The sequence below is a fragment of the Collimonas antrihumi genome (assembly GCF_018304965.1).
Lineage (GTDB): Bacteria > Pseudomonadota > Gammaproteobacteria > Burkholderiales > Burkholderiaceae_D > Collimonas > Collimonas antrihumi.
The window spans coordinates 103553-121140 of sequence record NZ_JAGQED010000001.1; the positions used below are offsets into that span (position 1 = coordinate 103553).

Here is a 17588-nt window from a genome sequence, read left to right on the forward strand (position 1 = left end):
ACCGGTTTAGCATTCGGCCGTGAAATGTAATAATGCCGTCCCCGTATGATACTGGACCTTGAACGATGACTAATGAGCGCGACCTGATTGCCAATCTGACGCTGGCGGTAATCGATTTGGCAGGAGCGGTGGCGCAAATAGCGGAAACCATGCCCCAGCACACTATGGCGCAGGTTAATGACTCGCTGAATGTGGCGGTTACCAAGCTGGAGCAGGTGGCCATTGCCATCAGCACCGGTGACGGTGAAGACGGCCGTGCTGACGGGACAATGGCGGTGGCGGGAGTTGAAGTCGGAAGCGAAGTGCAAAGCGCCTAAATGTTCATTTCTTGCGTGCTTTGGCTTCATGCTCGGCCGCGGCGCTTTCAAAGCGCTCGCGGGTGGTTTCTTCATCGCGGCTGCCGAAGGCGTAATTCGCCTCCAGCCACATGACGTTGATGATGCCGAAAGCCAGCGCCAGGCCGACTCCCAATATCCATGCGAAATACCACATAAGTTTCTCCTGTTCGGCGAATGTGCTGATTAATGTATCTGTATCTATTAGTAATTAGTAATTAGTAAGCAGTGTGCTCGTTGTCTTCAATATGCTGCAAGGTGACCTTGCCGCGCATGACCCGGTACACCCAGGTGGTGTACAGCATGATGATCGGCAGCATGATGACCACCACCCAGAACATGATGCCCAACGTCTTGTGGCTGGATACCGCATCCCAGATGGTGAGGCTGCTGTTGGGAGCGAGCGAGGAGGGCATGATGAACGGGAACAAAGAGGCGCCCGCCGTCAGGATGATGCCGGTCACGCTGAAGCCGCTGGACAGGAATGCTGCCATTGCCTTGTTGGCGGCACTGAATACCACGCACAGCAAGGCCCCGGCGATAGCAATGATCGGCAAGGCCCAGATGGCCGGCCAGCGCGCATAGTTGTCGAACCAGGCGCCATTGACCGTGGCGACGGTTTTGACGATCGGCATGAAGGCGCTGTTCGGGTCCGGCATGCCGGTGATGCGATAGCCGTGGATCCCAAGCGCAATCCAGAAACCGCCAGCTACGAATAGCAGTATCGTCACCAGGCCTGCAACCTTGGCCACGCTGCGGGCGCGTTGAGCGATCAGCGCATCGGTCTTGACTTGCAGGTAAGCAGCGCCATGCATCACCAGCATGGCGACGCTGAGCAAACCAGCCAGCAACCCGAACGGATTCAATAACTGAAAGAAGTTGCCGGTATATTCAACCCGCATGGTGTCGTCATAATGGAACGGCACGCCGAGGAACAGGTTGCCGAACGCCACGCCGAAAATCAGCGGCGGCACGAAACCGCCGGCGAACAGGCCCCAGTCCCAGGCATTGCGCCAGCGGGTATCGGCCACCTTGCTGCGGTAATCGAAGCCGACCGGGCGGAAGAATAGCGAGAACAGCAGCAACATCAGCGCCACATAAAAGCCGGAAAACGCGGCGCCATACACGAGCGGCCAGGCGGCGAAAATCGCGCCGCCGGCGGTGATGAACCAGGTTTGATTGCCTTCCCAGGTGCTGCCTATCGAATTGATGATGACGCGGCGTTCGGCGTCGGTCTTCCCGATGAACGGCAGCAGCATGCCGACGCCGAAATCGAAGCCGTCGGTCAGCGCGAAGCCGATCAGCAGCACGCCAACGAAGCCCCACCAGATTACCTTTAATGTTTCGTAGTCAAAGATCATGGCGTTCTCCTTATGCCTTGGCTGTGCTGTCGTGGCTGAGGTGACCGGCGCTTGGCTGGTCCGGTTGCTCCCAGTGATACTTGCCGGTATGCAGGCTGCTCGGGCCGCGCCGGGCGTACTTCACCATCAAAATCATTTCGATCACGAACAGGAAAGTGTAGAAACCGAGGAATCCGGCCAGGCTGAAATACAAGCTGCCAGGTTGCAAGGTCGATGCCGATAAGTGCGTTGGCAACACGCCCGAGATGGTCCACGGTTGGCGGCCGTATTCGGCCAGCACCCAGCCCAGTTCGATCGCCACCCATGGCAACGGGATGCTGTATACCGCCAGGCGCAGCAGCCAGCGTTGTTTCGCCAGTTGCTTGCGGATCAGGAAGTAGAAGGAACAAGAGAATATGAACAGGAACAGGATTCCCAGCCCGACCATCAGCCGGAACGACCAGAACATCGGTGCGATTTTCGGGAAGGTGTCATTGACCGCCATCGCAATTTGTTCGGGCGTGGCGTCGACCACATTCGGCGTGTATTTCTTCAACAGCAGTCCGTAGCCGAGATCGTGTTTCAACTTGTCGAAATCGGCAATCGCTTCCGGTGATTTATCGCCGCCTTTGAGGCGGGTCAGAGCGGCATACGCCAGCATGCCGTTGCGGATGCGTACTTCATGCTCTTTTTTCAGATCGTGGATGCCGGTGATCTGCTTGTCTGCCGACCGCGTGCCGATCAAGCCCAGCACGTAGGGGATCTTGAAGGCGTAATCGGTGCGTTGCTCCTTGTCGTTCGGCCAGCCGAACACGGTGATGCCGGCCGGCGCCGGTTCGGTATGCCATTCGGCTTCCATCGCCGCCATCTTGACCTTGTTGACTTCACCGGCGGTGTAACCGGATTCGTCGCCGAGTACGATCACCGACAAGGTCGACGCCAGGCCGAAGCCGGCGGCAATCGCAAACGAACGCAGGGCAAACGCGGTGTCGCGTCCTTTCAGCAGGTAGTAGGCGGAGATGCCAAGCACGAACATCGAGGCGGCGACGTAGCCGGCGGACAGCGTGTGGACGAATTTGACCTGCGCCACCGGATTGAAGATGACATCGACGATGCTGGTCAGCTCCATGCGCATGGTTTCATAATTGAACTCGGCGCCGACCGGATTGTTCATCCAGCCGTTGGCGATCAGGATCCACAGCGCCGACAGGCTGGAGCCCAGCGCTACCAGGAAAGTAATCAGCAAATGCTGGACCCGCGACAAGCGATCCCAGCCAAAGAAGAACAGGCCGACGAAAGTCGACTCGAGGAAGAACGCCATCATCCCCTCGATCGCCAGCGGCGTGCCGAAGATATCGCCGACGTAGTGCGAGTAGTAAGACCAGTTGGTGCCGAACTGGAACTCCAGCGTGATACCGGTGGCGATTCCCATCGCGAAGTTAATCCCGAACAATTTACCCCAGAAGCGGGTCATGTCTTTGTAGATCGGGCTGCCGGTCATCACATAGACCGACTCCATGATGACCAGGATCCATGCCAGCCCCAGCGTGAGCGGTACGAACAGGAAGTGGAACATCGCAGTCGCTGCGAACTGCAGGCGAGATAAGGCGACGACTTCATCAATGGGAATCATTGGCGGGTCTCCGAAGGGGAAAGGTGAGAAGGGAGTGCTGCAGGAGGCTGGCTAAGGAAATGCTGCTCGACCAGTTCGGTCGGCATACGCATTTTCTTGGTTTGCGGCTCGGAGAAGAAAGCTTTCCACAGCAGCGTCAGCAGGGCGATCTTGACGATCAGGATCAGTGTGATCTCGACCGCCAGCGGTAATCGCGTAAATCTTTTTTTTGCGGAGAAAGACTGCATGCGTCTAATCCTTTAGCTGGACCGTCAGTTGCACGTCAGGGTGATCGCCATGAGTTTTGCTGCTGCTCGATGTGCTGCGGAATTTGTCGCGCACGTCCAGCAATTTCTTGACCTTGGATCCCATTTTCATCAGAGAGGCCAAGGTTTCCGGAGACAAGCGTTGCACATCGTCGAACCAGGAACTGGATAATTCGATCAGATTGTACATCTCGCGCATCCGTTGTTGCGCTTGTTTATCGATCTCGTTGGCGGGATTCTCCAGCAAGGCGTCGCGCAGCATCGACAAAGTCGGCTCAATCTCGCGCCGGCGGCGCTCTTCAAGCAAAGTCTTGAAAATATCCCAGATATCCTTGGGCGGTTCGAAGTATTCACGGCGGTCGCCTGGCTGGTGCAATAGCTTGACCAAGCGCCAGGATTGCAATTCTTTCAAGCCCATGCTGACGTTCGAGCGCGAAAAAGTCAGGTACTCCGCAATCTGGTCGGCGTTCAAGGGCTGGCCAAGCACATACAGCAAGGCATAAATCTGGCCGACCGTGCGGTTGATACCCCAGCGGCTGCCCATTTCGCCGAAGTGCGAGATGAAGCGCTGGGTTAGCGGTGTGAGGGGGGTAAGCGGGGCGCTTGCACCTGGGGCATTGGGGACTTGAGCAGTTGGCATGATGTTTTGAATTTTCAGTAATTACTGAAATATAAGTTAAAACAGGAATATATGCAAGATTGTTGCTTTATGGTTATTCATTCGGGTGGATTGATGATCGCGCTGTAACGAAGCAGGAAGGAGGTGGCACTGAAGTAGTGGCAAAAGGGCGATTTAACTGCAACTAAGTCGATGTTGCATCGCACGATAGGGCGTTGAGCCGTTATAATTTCGGGCTAAGAGGATTTCGCAGCAAATTTTTTAATTATTGACGAGAGCACACCATGAGTCTGAATCAAGTATCGGCCGGGCGCGATTTGCCAAACGATTTCAACGTCATCATCGAAATCCCGATGAATGCCGATCCGATCAAGTACGAAGTCGACAAGGAGTCCGGCGCGATTTTTGTTGACCGCTTCATGGGTACTGCAATGCATTACCCTTGCAACTACGGTTATATCCCGCAAACTTTGTCGGAAGACGGCGATCCGGTCGACGTGTTGGTGATCACCCCGTTCCCGCTGTTCCCAGGCGTGGTTGTGCGTTGCCGCCCGGTCGGCGTGTTGAAGATGTCGGACGAAGCCGGCCAGGACGCCAAGTTGCTGGCGGTACCGGTCGACAAGGTGCTGAGCATCTACACCCACTGGCAAAAGCCGGAAGACATGAATGAACTGCGCCTGAAGCAGATCCAGCATTTCTTCGAGCACTACAAGGATCTGGAAAAGGGCAAATGGGTCAAGATCGACGGCTGGTTCGGTCCGGATGAAGCGCGCAAGGAAATCCTGGCAGGCGTTGAGGCTTACAAGAAATCCGTTGCGGCGTAATTGGTACGGTTGCACGGGTTTGTGAAAAAGCGCACTTCGGTGCCAATGTTGTTCAGTTAAGTGATATGACGTGGCCAGCCGCCACGGCGGCTCCGTCATCCCCGCGAACGCGGGGATCCAAATTACCGAGTGAAACAATGAAAATGGATTCCTGCGTTCGCGGGAACGACGCATGAGGGAGATATCTCTGGCGTCTTAACTGAACGGCATTAGCACTTCGGTGCGCTTTTTTTGCGGATATGCACTGCTATTGAGATTTCGAAATAAATCGCTTGGCACCGGCTTTCTTGACAGCTTTTATCAAGCCTTCGTCCAGCGTGGCGAGCGCTAATCCTTCCCTCAGAGCGAGCTCCAGATACGCAGCGTCGTACGCCGATAAATTATAGCGCCGCGCCAATTGCAAGGTATCTCCCAAAGCATGAGTGTTTGTTTCCGGGTCAACCTGAATATGCATCTGCTGTAGCGCATGCACAAATTCCGCGCTCCGCGCTTCCGTCAGTCCGAATTTCTTTTCCGCTCTGGTAATCACGTTGGCGACTTCCAGGCTCCAAACACCCGGCACAGATACGCGGGCCTCAGAGATCGAGGCCAGTACCTGTTTGGCGTACGCCTTGTCACTTGGCGAACCATCGCCGAACAACCAGCGCATCGTGACAGAATTATCAAGAACAAATCGCATTAGTCGCGCCCTTCGTCGATCAGCGCCTTGGTGTCAATTCCGAGCAATGGCGGGTACGATGCCATCAACTGCTGCATGTGGGCCACCCCAGCTGCAATGTCGGTTTTTTGCGATGTATCCGCTGGAATCAAGTCGGCGATAGCTTCGCCTCTGAGCGTGATCGTGTAACGGTTGCCCAATTGCACTCCACGCAAGAGTTCCGGCAATTTTGTTTTTGCTTCGTAAGACCCAATTTCGATCTTCATGATTTCGCTCCGGCCAAATAGTAGTAGACCAGTATATAGACCAGTCGCTATGTGTCAAGCGAACGTCAATGTCCAACAAAGGGTTCTGGTGCAAATTTGCGTTGCCTCATGCTCTGGCCTTCAGCGCCAACAACAACCGCCCGCCAAACAAATTCAAAGCAAGCCCACCCAGCACCAGCAACCCCGCAACGATTTTCCACCATTGCAGCGATTCATCCAGCACGATGGCGGCGCTCAGCATGCCCACCAGCGGCACCAGTAGCGAGAAAGGCGCCACCGTGGCGGCCGGGTATTTGCGCATCAGGATGGTCCAGATGCCGTAGCCGATGATGGTGTTGGGATAGGATTGATAAAACACCGCGGCCACCGAGACCCAGCCAAAGTGCGTAAAGGCGCTGTGCCAGGCGGCGGGGCCTTCGAACATGGCTGAAGCCAGCAGCAAAGGCGGCGATGCAATCAGCGAACCCCATGCCATCAGCGCCAGCGGATTGACTTTGCCGATTCTCTTGGTGACGATATTGGCGCTGGCCCAGCTGAGTCCGGCGCCGATGACCAGCAGGAAACCGATCACGGTGGCTTTCGCTTCCAGGTGGGCTGCGACCAGCACAATCCCGGCCAGCGCCACCAGCGCTCCAAGTAATTGCGTCATCAGCGGGCGTTCGCCAAGCAGCAGCACCGCCAGGCCGATAGTGAAAAACGCCTGGAGCTGGATCACCAGCGAAGCCAGGCCTGCGCCGATGCCCAGTTGCATGCCCGAGAAAAGCAGGGAAAACTGCAGCGCGAACTGGAACAGGCCGAAACCGATCAGGTAGCGCCAGGGAATCGCCGGCCGCTTGATGAAAAACACCAGCGGCAGCGCGGCGAACACAAAGCGCAGCGCTGAAAACAGCAGTGGCGGCAAACCTGCCAGGCCGATCTTGATCACGACAAAATTCAAACCCCAGATCGTAACGGTCAACAAGGCTAGCAAGATATGGATGGGTTGCATGGCGGTTCTTTGTGTGGAGGCGGGCCGCTAAGATGAAGCTGACCGAAATGGGCATTTGCACATCAGGATGGTCCGGATGTCCGGCCGACAATGGTATTTGGATCAGACTGATACAGCAAGTGCCAGTACCACCGCTATCGATATAAAGTCAAATAAGCAACTTATAGGACAACAGACAATATGGTGTAATGACTCCCGACGCAGTCAGGTGGAGCCACAAGTTACGCATCCATGTCGCTCATTTGGCGCTAGCGATACCAACGAAGTCAGCCCGGCTTTATTTTTTTGAAGAATATTTTCAAACAAATCTTGCGAAGCGATATTTTTAGTTGTACGATGACCGACATCAAATAAAGTTAAATGCCGTAGGAAAAATCCGCTTTTATCAATCTTTCATCAGCAACCATCATGTTCACACCACAAGACCTGAAACAAATCCTCTCGTCCGGCTTGCTTTCTTTCCCGATTACGGACTTCGATGCAGGCGGCGATTTTGTCGCCAAGCCGTATGCAGATCGTCTGGAATGGCTTGCGCCGTATGGTGCGACCGCGTTATTTGTTGCCGGTGGAACAGGTGAATTTTTCTCCCTGACTCCGGAGGATTACACGAAGGTTGTAAAGGTCGCGGTTGAAACTTGCCGCGGCAAAGTGCCTATCCTGGCTGGCGCCGGCGGCCCGACCCGTACCGCAATTGCCTATGCGCAAGAAGCGGAAAAGCTGGGGGCGCATGGCGTACTGTTGATGCCGCACTATCTTACGGAAGCCAGCCAGGACGGCTTGGTAGCGCACATCGAGGCAGTCTGCAAATCCGTTAAATTCGGGGTGGTTGTGTACAACCGCAACGTCTGCCGCCTGGATGCCGATTCGCTGCTGCAACTGGCTGACCGTTGTCCGAACCTGATCGGTTTTAAGGATGGCATCGGCGAAATCGAATTGATGGTCACGATCCGGCGCAAGCTCGGCGATCGTTTCACTTACCTGGGCGGCTTGCCTACCGCAGAAGTGTATGCCGCCGCCTATAAGGCATTAGGCGTGCCGGTATATTCCTCGGCAGTGTTCAATTTCATCCCGAAAACGGCAATTGATTTTTACGAAGCGTTGCGCACTGATGATTTCGCGACGACTAACCGCCTGATCGACGATTTCTTCTTGCCCTACCTTGCAATCAGAAACCGGAAGCACGGTTATGCCGTCAGTATCGTGAAAGCCGGCGCAACCTTGGTCGGCCACACTGCTGGCCCGGTGCGGACGCCGTTGACGGATATGACACCACAAGAATGCGAACGGCTTGATGCGCTGATCAAATCCCTTGGTCCGCAGTAGGTTTCTTCGATAACTCGAATTATTTGCGCGCCCGGTTCCGCGCCGTGGCGCGCATCCGCATATATCAGGATTTGCCGCATACCGGCTTAATGACTACAGAGCGGACAGGCGCGCAAGTTCAGCGCCAGGCTTAACACTAACGTTTGAAAGTGGAGACAACCATGTCGAACATAAACAATCCTCTACCTGTCAATGAAACGCCGCGTATCGTTTCCTTGCAGGTAATACCGGTCGCAGGCCGAGACAGCATGCTGCTCAACCTGAGCGGCGCTCACGGCCCTTACTTCACGCGCAACATCGTCATCCTGACCGACAGTTCTGGCGAGACAGGCGTTGGCGAAGTACCGGGCGGCGAGAAAATCAGGCAGGCACTGGAAGATGCAAGACAACTGGTTGTCGGCCAGTCTATCGGCGATTACAACAATATCCTTAACCAGGCACGCCAGGCTTTCCAGGGCAGAGATGCCGGCGGCCGCGGCTTGCAAACTTTCGACTTGCGTATCGCGGTACACGCGGTCACGGCACTGGAAGCTGCGTTACTTGACCTGCTGGGCAAATTCTTGAAGGTACCTGTAGCAGCACTGCTGGGCGAAGGGCAGCAGCGCGACGCGGTGGAAATGCTCGGCTACCTGTTCTATATCGGTGACCGCAAAAACACGGACTTGCCGTATGCCTCTGCCAGCGACGAACCTGATGACTGGCTACGCCTGCGTCATGAGCCCGCAATGAATACCGAGGCTATTGTCGAGCTGGCGCGCGCCGCCCATGATCGATACGGTTTCAACGACTTCAAGCTGAAAGGCGGCGTATTGCGCGGTGAGGATGAAATGGAAGCCGCGACCGCTCTGTCGGAGGAGTTCGCCGAAGCCCGCATTACGCTGGATCCGAATGGCGGCTGGTTGCTTAAAGATGCAATCCGCCTGTGCCGTGACAAGCACGACGTGCTGGCCTATGCAGAAGATCCGTGTGGAGCGGAAAACGGCTATTCGGGTCGCGAAGTAATGGCGGAATTCCGTCGGGCCACCGGCCTGCTGACGGCGACAAACATGATCGCCACCGACTGGCGCGAGATGCGTCATGCGATTCAGCTGCAGTCAGTTGATATACCTTTGGCTGATCCGCATTTCTGGACCATGCAAGGTTCTGTACGCGTAGCGCAAATGTGCAACGAATGGGACCTTACATGGGGCTCTCACTCGAATAACCACTTCGACATTTCCCTGGCGATGTTCACCCATGTCGCTGCAGCTGCACCGGGAAAAATTACCGCGATTGACACCCACTGGATCTGGCAGGACGGACAGCGGCTGACAAAAGAGCCTTTGAAGATAGAAGGCGGACTGGTTCAGGTTCCTAAAAAGCCCGGCCTGGGGATCGAGATCGATATGGTCGAGATCGAAGCAGCGCATCAACTTTATCGAAACATGGGACTAGGTGCGCGAGACGATGCGATAGCGATGCAATATCTCATTCCAGGCTGGAAATTCAATAACAAAATGCCGTGCATGGTCCGCTAAAAAAATAACAGGTCCGGCAAATCGAATTCAAGGAGACAGCAGCATGAGTACACTTCTAACAACCGGCGCTGAAGGTGGCGCCGCAACTAACAGCAATGCCCGAAGCGTATTGGACGTTGCGATCAGTAAGGTGAAATGGCGGATATTGCCTTTATTCGTCGTCATGTTCATCGCAAACTACATAGATCGCGTCAATATCGGCTTCGTCCGCTCCCATTTGCAAACCGATCTCGGCATAGGCGCCGCGGCATTCGGACTTGGAGCCGGCCTGTTTTTTGTGGCCTATGCGATATTTGAGGTACCGTCGAATATCCTGCAGCAGCGTTTCGGGGCCAAAGCCTGGCTGACGCGCATCATGTTCACGTGGGGAGTCGTGGCTACGGGCATGGCGTTCATTACCGGCGAAACATCGTTCTATGTAATGCGCCTGTTGTTGGGAGTCGCAGAAGCTGGTTTCTTTCCTGGCGTAGTGTATTACTTCACCCAGTGGCTGCCGAACGGCGAACGCGGGAAAGCAATGGCGATTTTCCTGAGCGGCTCGGCTTTAGCTTCCGTGATTTCCGGTCCTCTGTCCGGTGCACTGCTGCAGATCGAAGGCGGCGGATTTCACGGGTGGCAATGGATGTTCATTATCGAAGGCCTGGCATCGATTGTCTTGTGCCTTGTAGTCTGGTTCAGGCTCGATTCCCACCCGCGTGACGCGAAATGGCTGACCGACGCCGAGCGAAATGCGTTGGCGGAAATTATCGACGCCGAACAAAAAGAGCGCGAAGCCAACCGGCCAAAACATGTGAGTTCATTTGCATTGCTGAAAGATGGCCGCATCGCGCTTTTCTGTTTCATCTATTTTGCGATCCAGCTGACGATCTACGGTGCGACGTTCTGGCTGCCAAGCATCATCAAGAAAATGGGGCATTTCAGCGAATTCCAGATCGGCTTGTTCAACTCCATACCTTGGCTGATCTCTATCGTGGCAATGTACATTTTCGCCGCCTTGGCGATGCGCTTCAAGCATCAGCAGATGTGGGTGGCCATAGCGCTCGTTGTGGCAGCTTGCGGGATGTTCATGTCTACCACCAGCGGCCCTGTCTTTGCGTTTGTGGCGATTTGTTTCGCCGCTATCGGATTCAAGGCAGCTTCGTCACTTTTCTGGCCTATTCCTCAAGGCTATCTGGATGCCCGGATCGCGGCTGGCGTGATTGCACTGATTAATTCAATCGGGAATTTAGGCGGCTTCGTTGCACCGGCAACATTCGGCTACCTGGAGCAAAAAACCGGGTCGATTCAGGGTGGGCTGTATGGCCTGGCCATAGCGTCGGTAGTTGCGGCAGGATTGGTCTTCTGGACTAAAAAAGGTTCTTCGCGAATTGGCGGCAGGTAACGGAAAAAAGTAGGGTGGGCACGCTTTTGTGCCCACGCTGAACTCACTTCACGTACATGCCTGTTTCCGCGCCACGCGGGTTTGTACTCCGGTTATCGCGGTCACGCGTGGGCATACATGCCCACCCTACGGCGGCGCCGATCGAAACGGATTGCGATCATTCAATTCATCCATATAACTATCGATGCCGTCAGCTTCGCGCTCCAGGAAATTGGCTACCGCATCGGCGAAAGCCGGATGCGCCAGCCAATGCGCCGACCAGGTTTTTTGCGGTAAAAAGCCGCGCGCCATCTTGTGTTCGCCTTGGGCACCACCTTCAAAGCAGGCGATTTTCTGTTCGATGCAGAATTCCAGGGGCTGGTAGTAGGCGGTTTCAAAGTGCAGGCACGGGACGAATTCCAGCGCACCCCAATAGCGGCCGTATAACGTTTGATCGGTATAGATCAACAACGACGATGCAATCGGCCGGCCATTGCGTTCGGCCACGATCAGCAGGATGTTGTGCGGCATGCTGGCGCCGATCCTGAGGAAAAAATCCAGGTTCAGGTAGGGTGTGGAGCGATGCTCTGCATAGGTTTGCGCGTAACAGCGGTTGAAAAATATCCAGTCCGCTTCGGTCGCATCTTGCCCGCGCACTCGGCGCAGGCGCACCTCGGCATCAGCTACCTTGCGCCGCTCGGCGACGATATTCTTGCGCTTCTTGCGTTCCAGCGTATCGAGAAATTCAGTGAAATCACGATAACCGGGGTTCAACCAATGGAACTGGACGCCGCTGCGCAGCAGGAAACCTGCTTTTTGCAGGGCCTCGGCTTGCGCGGCGGGTGGATACAGGATGTGGGTGGAGGAAGTCTGCGTATCTTTACGCAACGACTTTAATACATCGATCAGCGCCGCCCGTGCCTGGTCGTCGCGCGCCAGCAGGCGGCCGCCGGTTACCGGAGTGAATGGAATCGCCGACAGCAGTTTCGGATAATATTCCAGGCCGTTGCGCTCATAAGCATCGGCCCAGGCCCAGTCGAACACGTATTCACCGTACGAGTGAAATTTTACATACAAGGGCAGGGCGGCAATCAGCCGTGGCTGGCCGCCAACTTCATCCCACAGAGTCAGGTATTGCGGTTGCCAGCCTGATTTTTCCGAGGCGCTGCCGCTTTCGTGCAAAGCGTGCAGAAAGGCAAATGAGAGGAAAGGATTGGCATCGGCTTGCAAACCGAGCAGTTCGTCCCATGCGGCCTGGCCTACCTCGCTCAGGGATGAGACGATGCGCATGGCAGGCTTGGTTGTGGTCTGGGTTGTTGTCTGGGTTGTTGTCTTATTAATCAAGGACTTGGCGAGCCGTGAATGTGGGTGGTGAAAGGATGGAGTTTAGCATCGTCGCCACCGCTCTGCCGCCCGCTCTCTGGGGTAAGGCGTTAGCATGCGATAATTGCTGTATCAATCGTTGCTGTATCAATCTTTGGTATATCAAGCAGAGCGCAGGAAGAATGATGACAACCAATAAGTTTCTGAACCTTTACTCCCATGATTTTGCGCGCGTCGCCGTCGCCATCCCGAATTGCCGGATAGCCGACCCGGCTTTTAACGCCGTCGAAACTATCGCGCTCGCCAAACAGGCAGAGCAGCAGGGCGCCGTGCTGGTGGCGTTTCCGGAGCTGGGTTTGTCCGCCTACACCTGCGACGACCTGTTCCACCAACGTGCTTTGCTGGATGCCTGCGAAGCCGCTTTGGCCACAATAGTGGCGGCTTCGGCCACACTGTCGCCGGCCATGATTGTCGGCTTGCCTTTACGCGTCGAGCATCAACTGTTCAATTGTGCCGTGGTGATTGCCGGCGGCCGGATCCAGGGCATCGTGCCCAAGAGTTATCTGCCAAATTATGGCGAGTTTTATGAGATGCGCCAATTCAGCCCCGCTGAAAATACCGCGACCCGCCAAATCCAGTTGTTTGGCGCCAGTATTCCATTCGGTACCGGCTTGCTGTTCGAGGTGAGCAACCTGCCGCTCCTGAGATTCCATGTCGAGATTTGCGAAGATGTGTGGGTGCCGATTCCGCCGTCGTCGTTTGCGGCGCTGGCCGGCGCCAGTGTCCTGGTCAATCTTTCTGCCTCGAATGTAGTGGTGGGGAAGGCCGGCTATCGCCATCAACTGGTGGCGCAGCAATCCGCGCGCTGCTTGTCGGCGTATTTGTATACCTCGGCCGGCAAGGGCGAGTCGTCAACCGACCTGGCCTGGGACGGCCAAGGCCTGATTTACGAAAACGGCGAACTGCTGGCAGAATCCGAGCGGTTCCTGGACCATTCACATGTCATTTTTGCCGATGTAGATCTCGAACGGTTGTCGCGCGAACGGATGCGCCAGACTACTTTCGGGCAGTCGGTCCGGCGCCATGCCGGGGAAGTGGCCAAATTCGAGGTGTTGCGTTTCGAGTTGGCGCTACCTTTGGACAAGGTGTTGCCGCTGACGCGTTTGGTCGAGCGTTTCCCCTATGTGCCGGCCGATACCAAGCGCCGCGACGAACGTTGCACCGAGGTGTACAACATCCAGGTGCAAGCGCTGGTGCAGCGGCTGTCGGCCAGCAAGATATCCAAAGTGGTGATCGGTGTTTCGGGCGGCCTGGATTCAACCCATGCGTTGCTGGTCTGCGCCAAAGCGATGGATCGCCTGAACCTGCCGCGCTCGAATATCCTGGCTTACACCATGCCCGGTTTTGCCACCAGCGACCGCACCCTGCTGCAGGCCAGGCAGCTGATGCAGCTGGTTGGCTGCACGGCAGGGGAAATCGATATCCGCCCGAGTTGCCTGCAAATGTTGAAAGATCTTGGCCATCCTTACGCAGCAGGTCAGGAGCAGTTCGACATCACTTTTGAAAACGTCCAGGCCGGCGAACGCACCAATCATCTGTTCCGGCTGGCAAATTTCAATCACGCGATTGTCATCGGCACCGGCGACCTGAGCGAGCTGGCTCTGGGCTGGTGTACTTACGGTGTCGGCGATCACATGTCGCATTACAACGTCAACGCCAGCGTGCCGAAAACCTTGATCAGCCATCTGGTGCGCTGGGTGGCCGAGACCGGCGCCATCGGCGGCCAGGGCTCCGATGTGCTGCTGAACGTGCTGAGTACCGAGATCAGTCCGGAACTGGTGCCAGGCAAGGCCAGCGGCAAACCTGAGCAGATTACGGAAAGCGTCATCGGCCCGTATGAGTTGCAGGACTTTAACCTGTACTACATCCTGCGCTATGGCTTTGCGCCGTCGAAAGTTGCTTTCCTGGCGTTTTCGGCCTGGCACGACAAGACCAAAGGCAGATGGCCTTACGACGCGGAGATAGCGCGGAACCAGTACGATCTGGCAGCGATCAAGCGCAACCTGGCGATCTTCCTCGACCGGTTTTTCAGGACCAGCCAGTTCAAGCGTTCTTGCGTGCCAAATGCGCCTAAAGTCGGTAGCGGCGGATCGTTATCCCCGCGCGGCGATTGGCGCGCGCCTAGCGATTCTGACGCGACCGTGTGGCTGAACGACCTGGCGAATATTCCCGACTGATCATTTTTCTGCCCAAAAATGGGGAGAAAGCGGGTTGTTGTATATTTTGTCGCAGATATTGTTTTACGGTTATAGACAAACCGAGTTTTTCCTATACTCTTACAGGTTGAGCTTTAACCATGCTGTGCCGTTATTTTAGGCACCGCGCTGCAAAGATTTATGTTTAATGCCTAAAGGAGTTGTCATGAAGCAAATTACCGCCGTTATCAAACCCTTCAAGCTGGATGAGGTGCGTGAAGCCCTTGCCGAAGTTGGCGTCACCGGCCTGACGGTGACTGAAGTAAAAGGCTTCGGCCGTCAGAAAGGCCATACCGAGCTGTATCGCGGCGCCGAATACGTGGTCGATTTCCTGCCAAAAGTGAAAGTCGAACTGGTGATCGACGATGCCCTGACCGAACGTGCAGTTGACGCCATCATCAAAGCGGCGCGCACCGGCAAGATCGGCGACGGCAAGATTTTCGTGCGTAATATCGAACAAGTGATTCGTATCCGCACCGGCGAAACCGGTCCTGATGCAGTCTGATGCAGTTTTTGTAGCGCACTGATCGTTAGTTAATTAGTTACTGCTTTTCCTTCCGCCCTTCTCTATCTTGGCCGCGGTCCTTCGATGTAATGGATGACTGACCGCGGCGCCAGGTTCACCTGACCGGTTTTCCGGTATCTCCGACCTATCCGCATCGTTGCTTGTAAACGTTGCTTGTAAACGTTGCTTACAAAACGCCGTAAAGCATTTTCCGCATTCTCTCGGACGTTTTTCTTATTGGACGCAGCTTGCCTCCGCACGCTATCGTTTCTTCCTTCGCAATGGATTGCAATCACGAGTTGCAGTCTGGCGCGCCACAGAAGAGCGTCTATCGCGACAGCAGCAATTGAGGCAAGCCCGGTCGACCTGTTACCCCGGGTCGTTCCGGCGCATCGCATCGGCAGCGACCAGGGAGCATTGGATGTAGCGCTTACGCTAGCAGCCGAGTTCCGTACCGGCGCCAGCGAACGCGATCGCGAGCGGCGTTTGCCGTGGGCGGGAATCGAAAAATTTTCGGCCAGCAGCAATGCGATCCAGTCCTCCGCCAAGGCGGTGATGGCCGGTGATCATGGGTTTTTCTGGCGCCGCCGGCGACGTTGATACATATCCATCAGCGGAGTCGAGGAAATGCCATGCATCACGATCGACATCGCCACCACTGTCAGCACCATAGCGCTGATATGCGGCGCCAACGCTGACGAGCGGTAGCCGGCGGGCGCCAGCCACTGATATTGCAACGCAAACACCAGGTAATACAGCGAACCGATGCCCTTGATGCCGAACCATGCCATCAGGCGCCGCTGCAGAGGCGAGACTTTGGCGCCGATCAATGCGAGCGCAACCGAGAGTGGCCGAATCACAAAAAACAGCAATAGCGCGAGCAACGCGCCGGCCGGGGAAAAGCCGATATGCGATAACAGGATGCCGGTCAGAATTACCATCAGAAATTCGGCAAACTGCTCCAGCTGCTGATTAAAGCCGAGTACGGTTTCGGTCATGTATGCCGACGCTTTCGCCGGATGGGTCGCAACTTCTTCCTTGTCGCTTGTGGGGGCGATATCCACCACGCCTCTGTGCCGGGCCGGGTGCAACTCCTGCTGGCCGCTATTGGTCGACTCGATGCGGCGTATCGCCAGGCCGGCCGCGAACACTGCCAGGAAACCAATGCCATGGATCGCCTCAGTCGCGCCATAGGTCAGCGCGATCAAGCCGATGCTGAGGAATTCTTCCATGCCCAGCGCCAGGTGAAAGCGCAGTCGCAAACCGACTACCAGGCGTCCGACCAGCCAGCCGATGAACCAGCCGCCGACCAGCCCGGCCGCTATGCCCCAGGCCACATGCAGCATCGCATAGGTATTGATATAGGCGTTGGCTGACGGCACGCTGAGCAAGGACAAGCCGAGCATGACGAATGGAAAGGCGGTGCCGTCATTCAAGCCACCTTCGCCAGTCAGGCTGTAGCGGATCCGATCGCGGTCGCCGACATCTTTTATCTGTACGTCGGATGCCAATACCGGATCGGTCGGCGCCAGGATGCCGCCCAGCAGGATTGCTGCGCCCAACGGCAAGTTGAACATGAACATGCCGGCCAGCGCCACCAGCGGAATCGTGACGAGCATCGCCAGCACGCCCAGCCGTAGCGGCAGGCGCCAGATACTATCGCGAAACGGCAGGCGCAACTTCAGGCCAACCGTGAACAACGAAAGCAGCAATGCCATCTTGGCCAGCGTCGTCAGTAGTTCGGCATGCTGGACCAGTGAGATATTGATCAAGCCGCTAACCGCAGGCCCCAGGATATAGCCGACAGGCAGATAGAACATCGCCGGGCTGATCGGCAGGCGATCCAGTAGCGAGGCCATCAAACTCATCGACAGCAGCAGGGCGCCGACGATCAGATACCAGGTGATTGATTGGTCGATGGCAATACTCCTCGCATGAAATGAGGATGAAACGCTTACAACCCGATGCGGAGGCAGCATCGGCGGTTGCCGCCAGATATGTGGATACGAAGTGCTATCAGTATGAAGAGTCGACACTGCCTCATCTGTACGGCACCACACAAAAGCAGGTGGGGAGGGCTAAGGACGCAAGGCGGCCCCATTTAACGCCATTGAACCGTAGAGGCCGGCGCTGGCAGCCCTTAATCCTGCCATGAAATCCGGTGATCGGCAGCCCTCAAAAGTCACAATGTTGTAATTGTGATTCTTTTTTTGAGGAGTGGGGACAAATGTATTGCAATAAAAAAACAATTTTAATAAAATTGCAAAAAAGAAAATTTCTGAAAAGAAAATATGCCGCAAGTGTAAGGCGCAAGTTATGCGGCGGCTTATCGATATCGATATCGATAACTGCATTGCCATTTGTGGCAAAAAAGGCATGTAGAAAAAACAATTATCA

The 17588-nt window shown here is 55.7% G+C and carries 18 protein-coding genes; 8 read left to right on the forward strand and 10 right to left on the reverse strand.

The annotated features are described in order from the left end of the window. Window positions 1-65: 65 nt before the first annotated feature. Entirely contained in the window at window positions 66-317 is a 252-nt protein-coding gene (locus tag KHU29_RS00505) for a hypothetical protein (protein ID WP_211450752.1), read from the forward strand. 4 nt (window positions 318-321) lie between these two features. On the opposite strand, the gene cydX is transcribed toward KHU29_RS00505, so the two are convergent. From cydX to KHU29_RS00530, 5 genes are all read right to left on the reverse strand, one after another. Then, complete coding sequence (cydX, locus tag KHU29_RS00510; protein WP_041742083.1) at window positions 322-492, reverse strand: cytochrome bd-I oxidase subunit CydX; 171 nt, start codon at window positions 490-492, stop codon at window positions 322-324. Window positions 493-553: 61 nt separating this feature from the next. Further along, the gene (gene cydB, locus KHU29_RS00515; RefSeq protein ID WP_211450753.1) at window positions 554-1696 is read right to left on the reverse strand and encodes a cytochrome d ubiquinol oxidase subunit II; all 1143 of its coding nucleotides are present in this window, start codon (window positions 1694-1696) and stop codon (window positions 554-556) included. Between the two features lie 10 nt (window positions 1697-1706). After that, window positions 1707-3308, reverse strand: coding sequence for a cytochrome ubiquinol oxidase subunit I (locus KHU29_RS00520; protein WP_211450754.1), 1602 nt, complete (start codon window positions 3306-3308; stop codon window positions 1707-1709). Beyond that, the gene (gene cydP / locus KHU29_RS00525; protein ID WP_211450755.1) at window positions 3305-3535 is read right to left on the reverse strand and encodes a cytochrome oxidase putative small subunit CydP; all 231 of its coding nucleotides are present in this window, start codon (window positions 3533-3535) and stop codon (window positions 3305-3307) included. The genes KHU29_RS00520 and cydP overlap by 4 nt, the downstream gene beginning before the upstream one ends. 4 nt (window positions 3536-3539) lie before the next feature. Beyond that, window positions 3540-4193 carry a GbsR/MarR family transcriptional regulator gene (locus KHU29_RS00530; protein WP_211450756.1) on the reverse strand — a complete coding sequence of 218 codons (654 nt, stop codon included), beginning with the start codon at window positions 4191-4193 and terminating at the stop codon, window positions 3540-3542. Window positions 4194-4456: 263 nt separating this feature from the next. Between KHU29_RS00530 and ppa the strand changes: the two genes are divergently transcribed. Beyond that, complete coding sequence (gene ppa / locus KHU29_RS00535; RefSeq protein ID WP_211450757.1) at window positions 4457-4996, forward strand: inorganic diphosphatase; 540 nt, start codon at window positions 4457-4459, stop codon at window positions 4994-4996. A gap of 247 nt (window positions 4997-5243) precedes the next feature. Here the strand turns inward: ppa and KHU29_RS00540 are convergent, their stop codons facing one another. The 3 genes from KHU29_RS00540 to KHU29_RS00550 form a co-directional block, all read right to left on the reverse strand. Further along, window positions 5244-5675: a type II toxin-antitoxin system VapC family toxin gene (locus KHU29_RS00540; RefSeq protein ID WP_211450758.1), complete on the reverse strand. Its 432-nt coding sequence runs from the start codon at window positions 5673-5675 to the stop codon at window positions 5244-5246. Beyond that, the gene (locus KHU29_RS00545; RefSeq protein ID WP_211450759.1) at window positions 5675-5920 is read right to left on the reverse strand and encodes a type II toxin-antitoxin system Phd/YefM family antitoxin; all 246 of its coding nucleotides are present in this window, start codon (window positions 5918-5920) and stop codon (window positions 5675-5677) included. Before KHU29_RS00545 ends, KHU29_RS00540 begins: the two co-directional genes overlap by 1 nt. A 106-nt stretch (window positions 5921-6026) precedes the next feature. Continuing rightward, window positions 6027-6908 (reverse strand): EamA family transporter, encoded by an 882-nt coding sequence (locus KHU29_RS00550; protein WP_211450760.1) that lies wholly within the window; start codon window positions 6906-6908, stop codon window positions 6027-6029. Window positions 6909-7316: 408 nt separating this feature from the next. On the opposite strand from KHU29_RS00550, the gene kdgD reads away from it, so the two are divergent. The 3 genes from kdgD to KHU29_RS00565 all read left to right on the forward strand — a co-directional run bounded on the left by kdgD (window position 7317) and on the right by KHU29_RS00565 (window position 11129). Continuing rightward, window positions 7317-8231 (forward strand): 5-dehydro-4-deoxyglucarate dehydratase, encoded by a 915-nt coding sequence (gene kdgD, locus KHU29_RS00555; RefSeq protein WP_211450761.1) that lies wholly within the window; start codon window positions 7317-7319, stop codon window positions 8229-8231. Window positions 8232-8392: 161 nt separating this feature from the next. Next, a complete protein-coding gene (gene gudD, locus KHU29_RS00560) occupies window positions 8393-9748 on the forward strand; it encodes a glucarate dehydratase (RefSeq protein ID WP_211450762.1) in 1356 nt (451 codons plus the stop codon). 43 nt (window positions 9749-9791) lie between these two features. Continuing rightward, a complete protein-coding gene (locus KHU29_RS00565; protein ID WP_211450763.1) occupies window positions 9792-11129 on the forward strand; it encodes an MFS transporter in 1338 nt (445 codons plus the stop codon). A 126-nt stretch (window positions 11130-11255) separates the two neighbouring features. On the opposite strand, the gene KHU29_RS00570 is transcribed toward KHU29_RS00565, so the two are convergent. Next, window positions 11256-12398 carry a GNAT family N-acetyltransferase gene (locus tag KHU29_RS00570; RefSeq protein WP_211450764.1) on the reverse strand — a complete coding sequence of 381 codons (1143 nt, stop codon included), beginning with the start codon at window positions 12396-12398 and terminating at the stop codon, window positions 11256-11258. A 218-nt stretch (window positions 12399-12616) separates the two neighbouring features. On the opposite strand from KHU29_RS00570, the gene KHU29_RS00575 reads away from it, so the two are divergent. The 3 genes from KHU29_RS00575 (at window position 12617) to KHU29_RS22310 (ending at window position 15791) form a co-directional block, all read left to right on the forward strand. After that, the gene (locus KHU29_RS00575) at window positions 12617-14668 is read left to right on the forward strand and encodes an NAD(+) synthase (RefSeq protein ID WP_425514430.1); all 2052 of its coding nucleotides are present in this window, start codon (window positions 12617-12619) and stop codon (window positions 14666-14668) included. A gap of 184 nt (window positions 14669-14852) precedes the next feature. Beyond that, window positions 14853-15191 carry a P-II family nitrogen regulator gene (locus tag KHU29_RS00580; protein WP_038487829.1) on the forward strand — a complete coding sequence of 113 codons (339 nt, stop codon included), beginning with the start codon at window positions 14853-14855 and terminating at the stop codon, window positions 15189-15191. Window positions 15192-15428: 237 nt separating this feature from the next. After that, window positions 15429-15791: a hypothetical protein gene (locus tag KHU29_RS22310; protein WP_211450766.1), complete on the forward strand. Its 363-nt coding sequence runs from the start codon at window positions 15429-15431 to the stop codon at window positions 15789-15791. Here the strand turns inward: KHU29_RS22310 and KHU29_RS00590 are convergent. Then, entirely contained in the window at window positions 15758-17170 is a 1413-nt protein-coding gene (locus KHU29_RS00590; protein WP_246541313.1) for a cation:proton antiporter, read from the reverse strand. The two genes, KHU29_RS22310 and KHU29_RS00590, sit on opposite strands and share 34 nt — an antisense overlap. Window positions 17171-17588 lie beyond the last annotated feature (418 nt).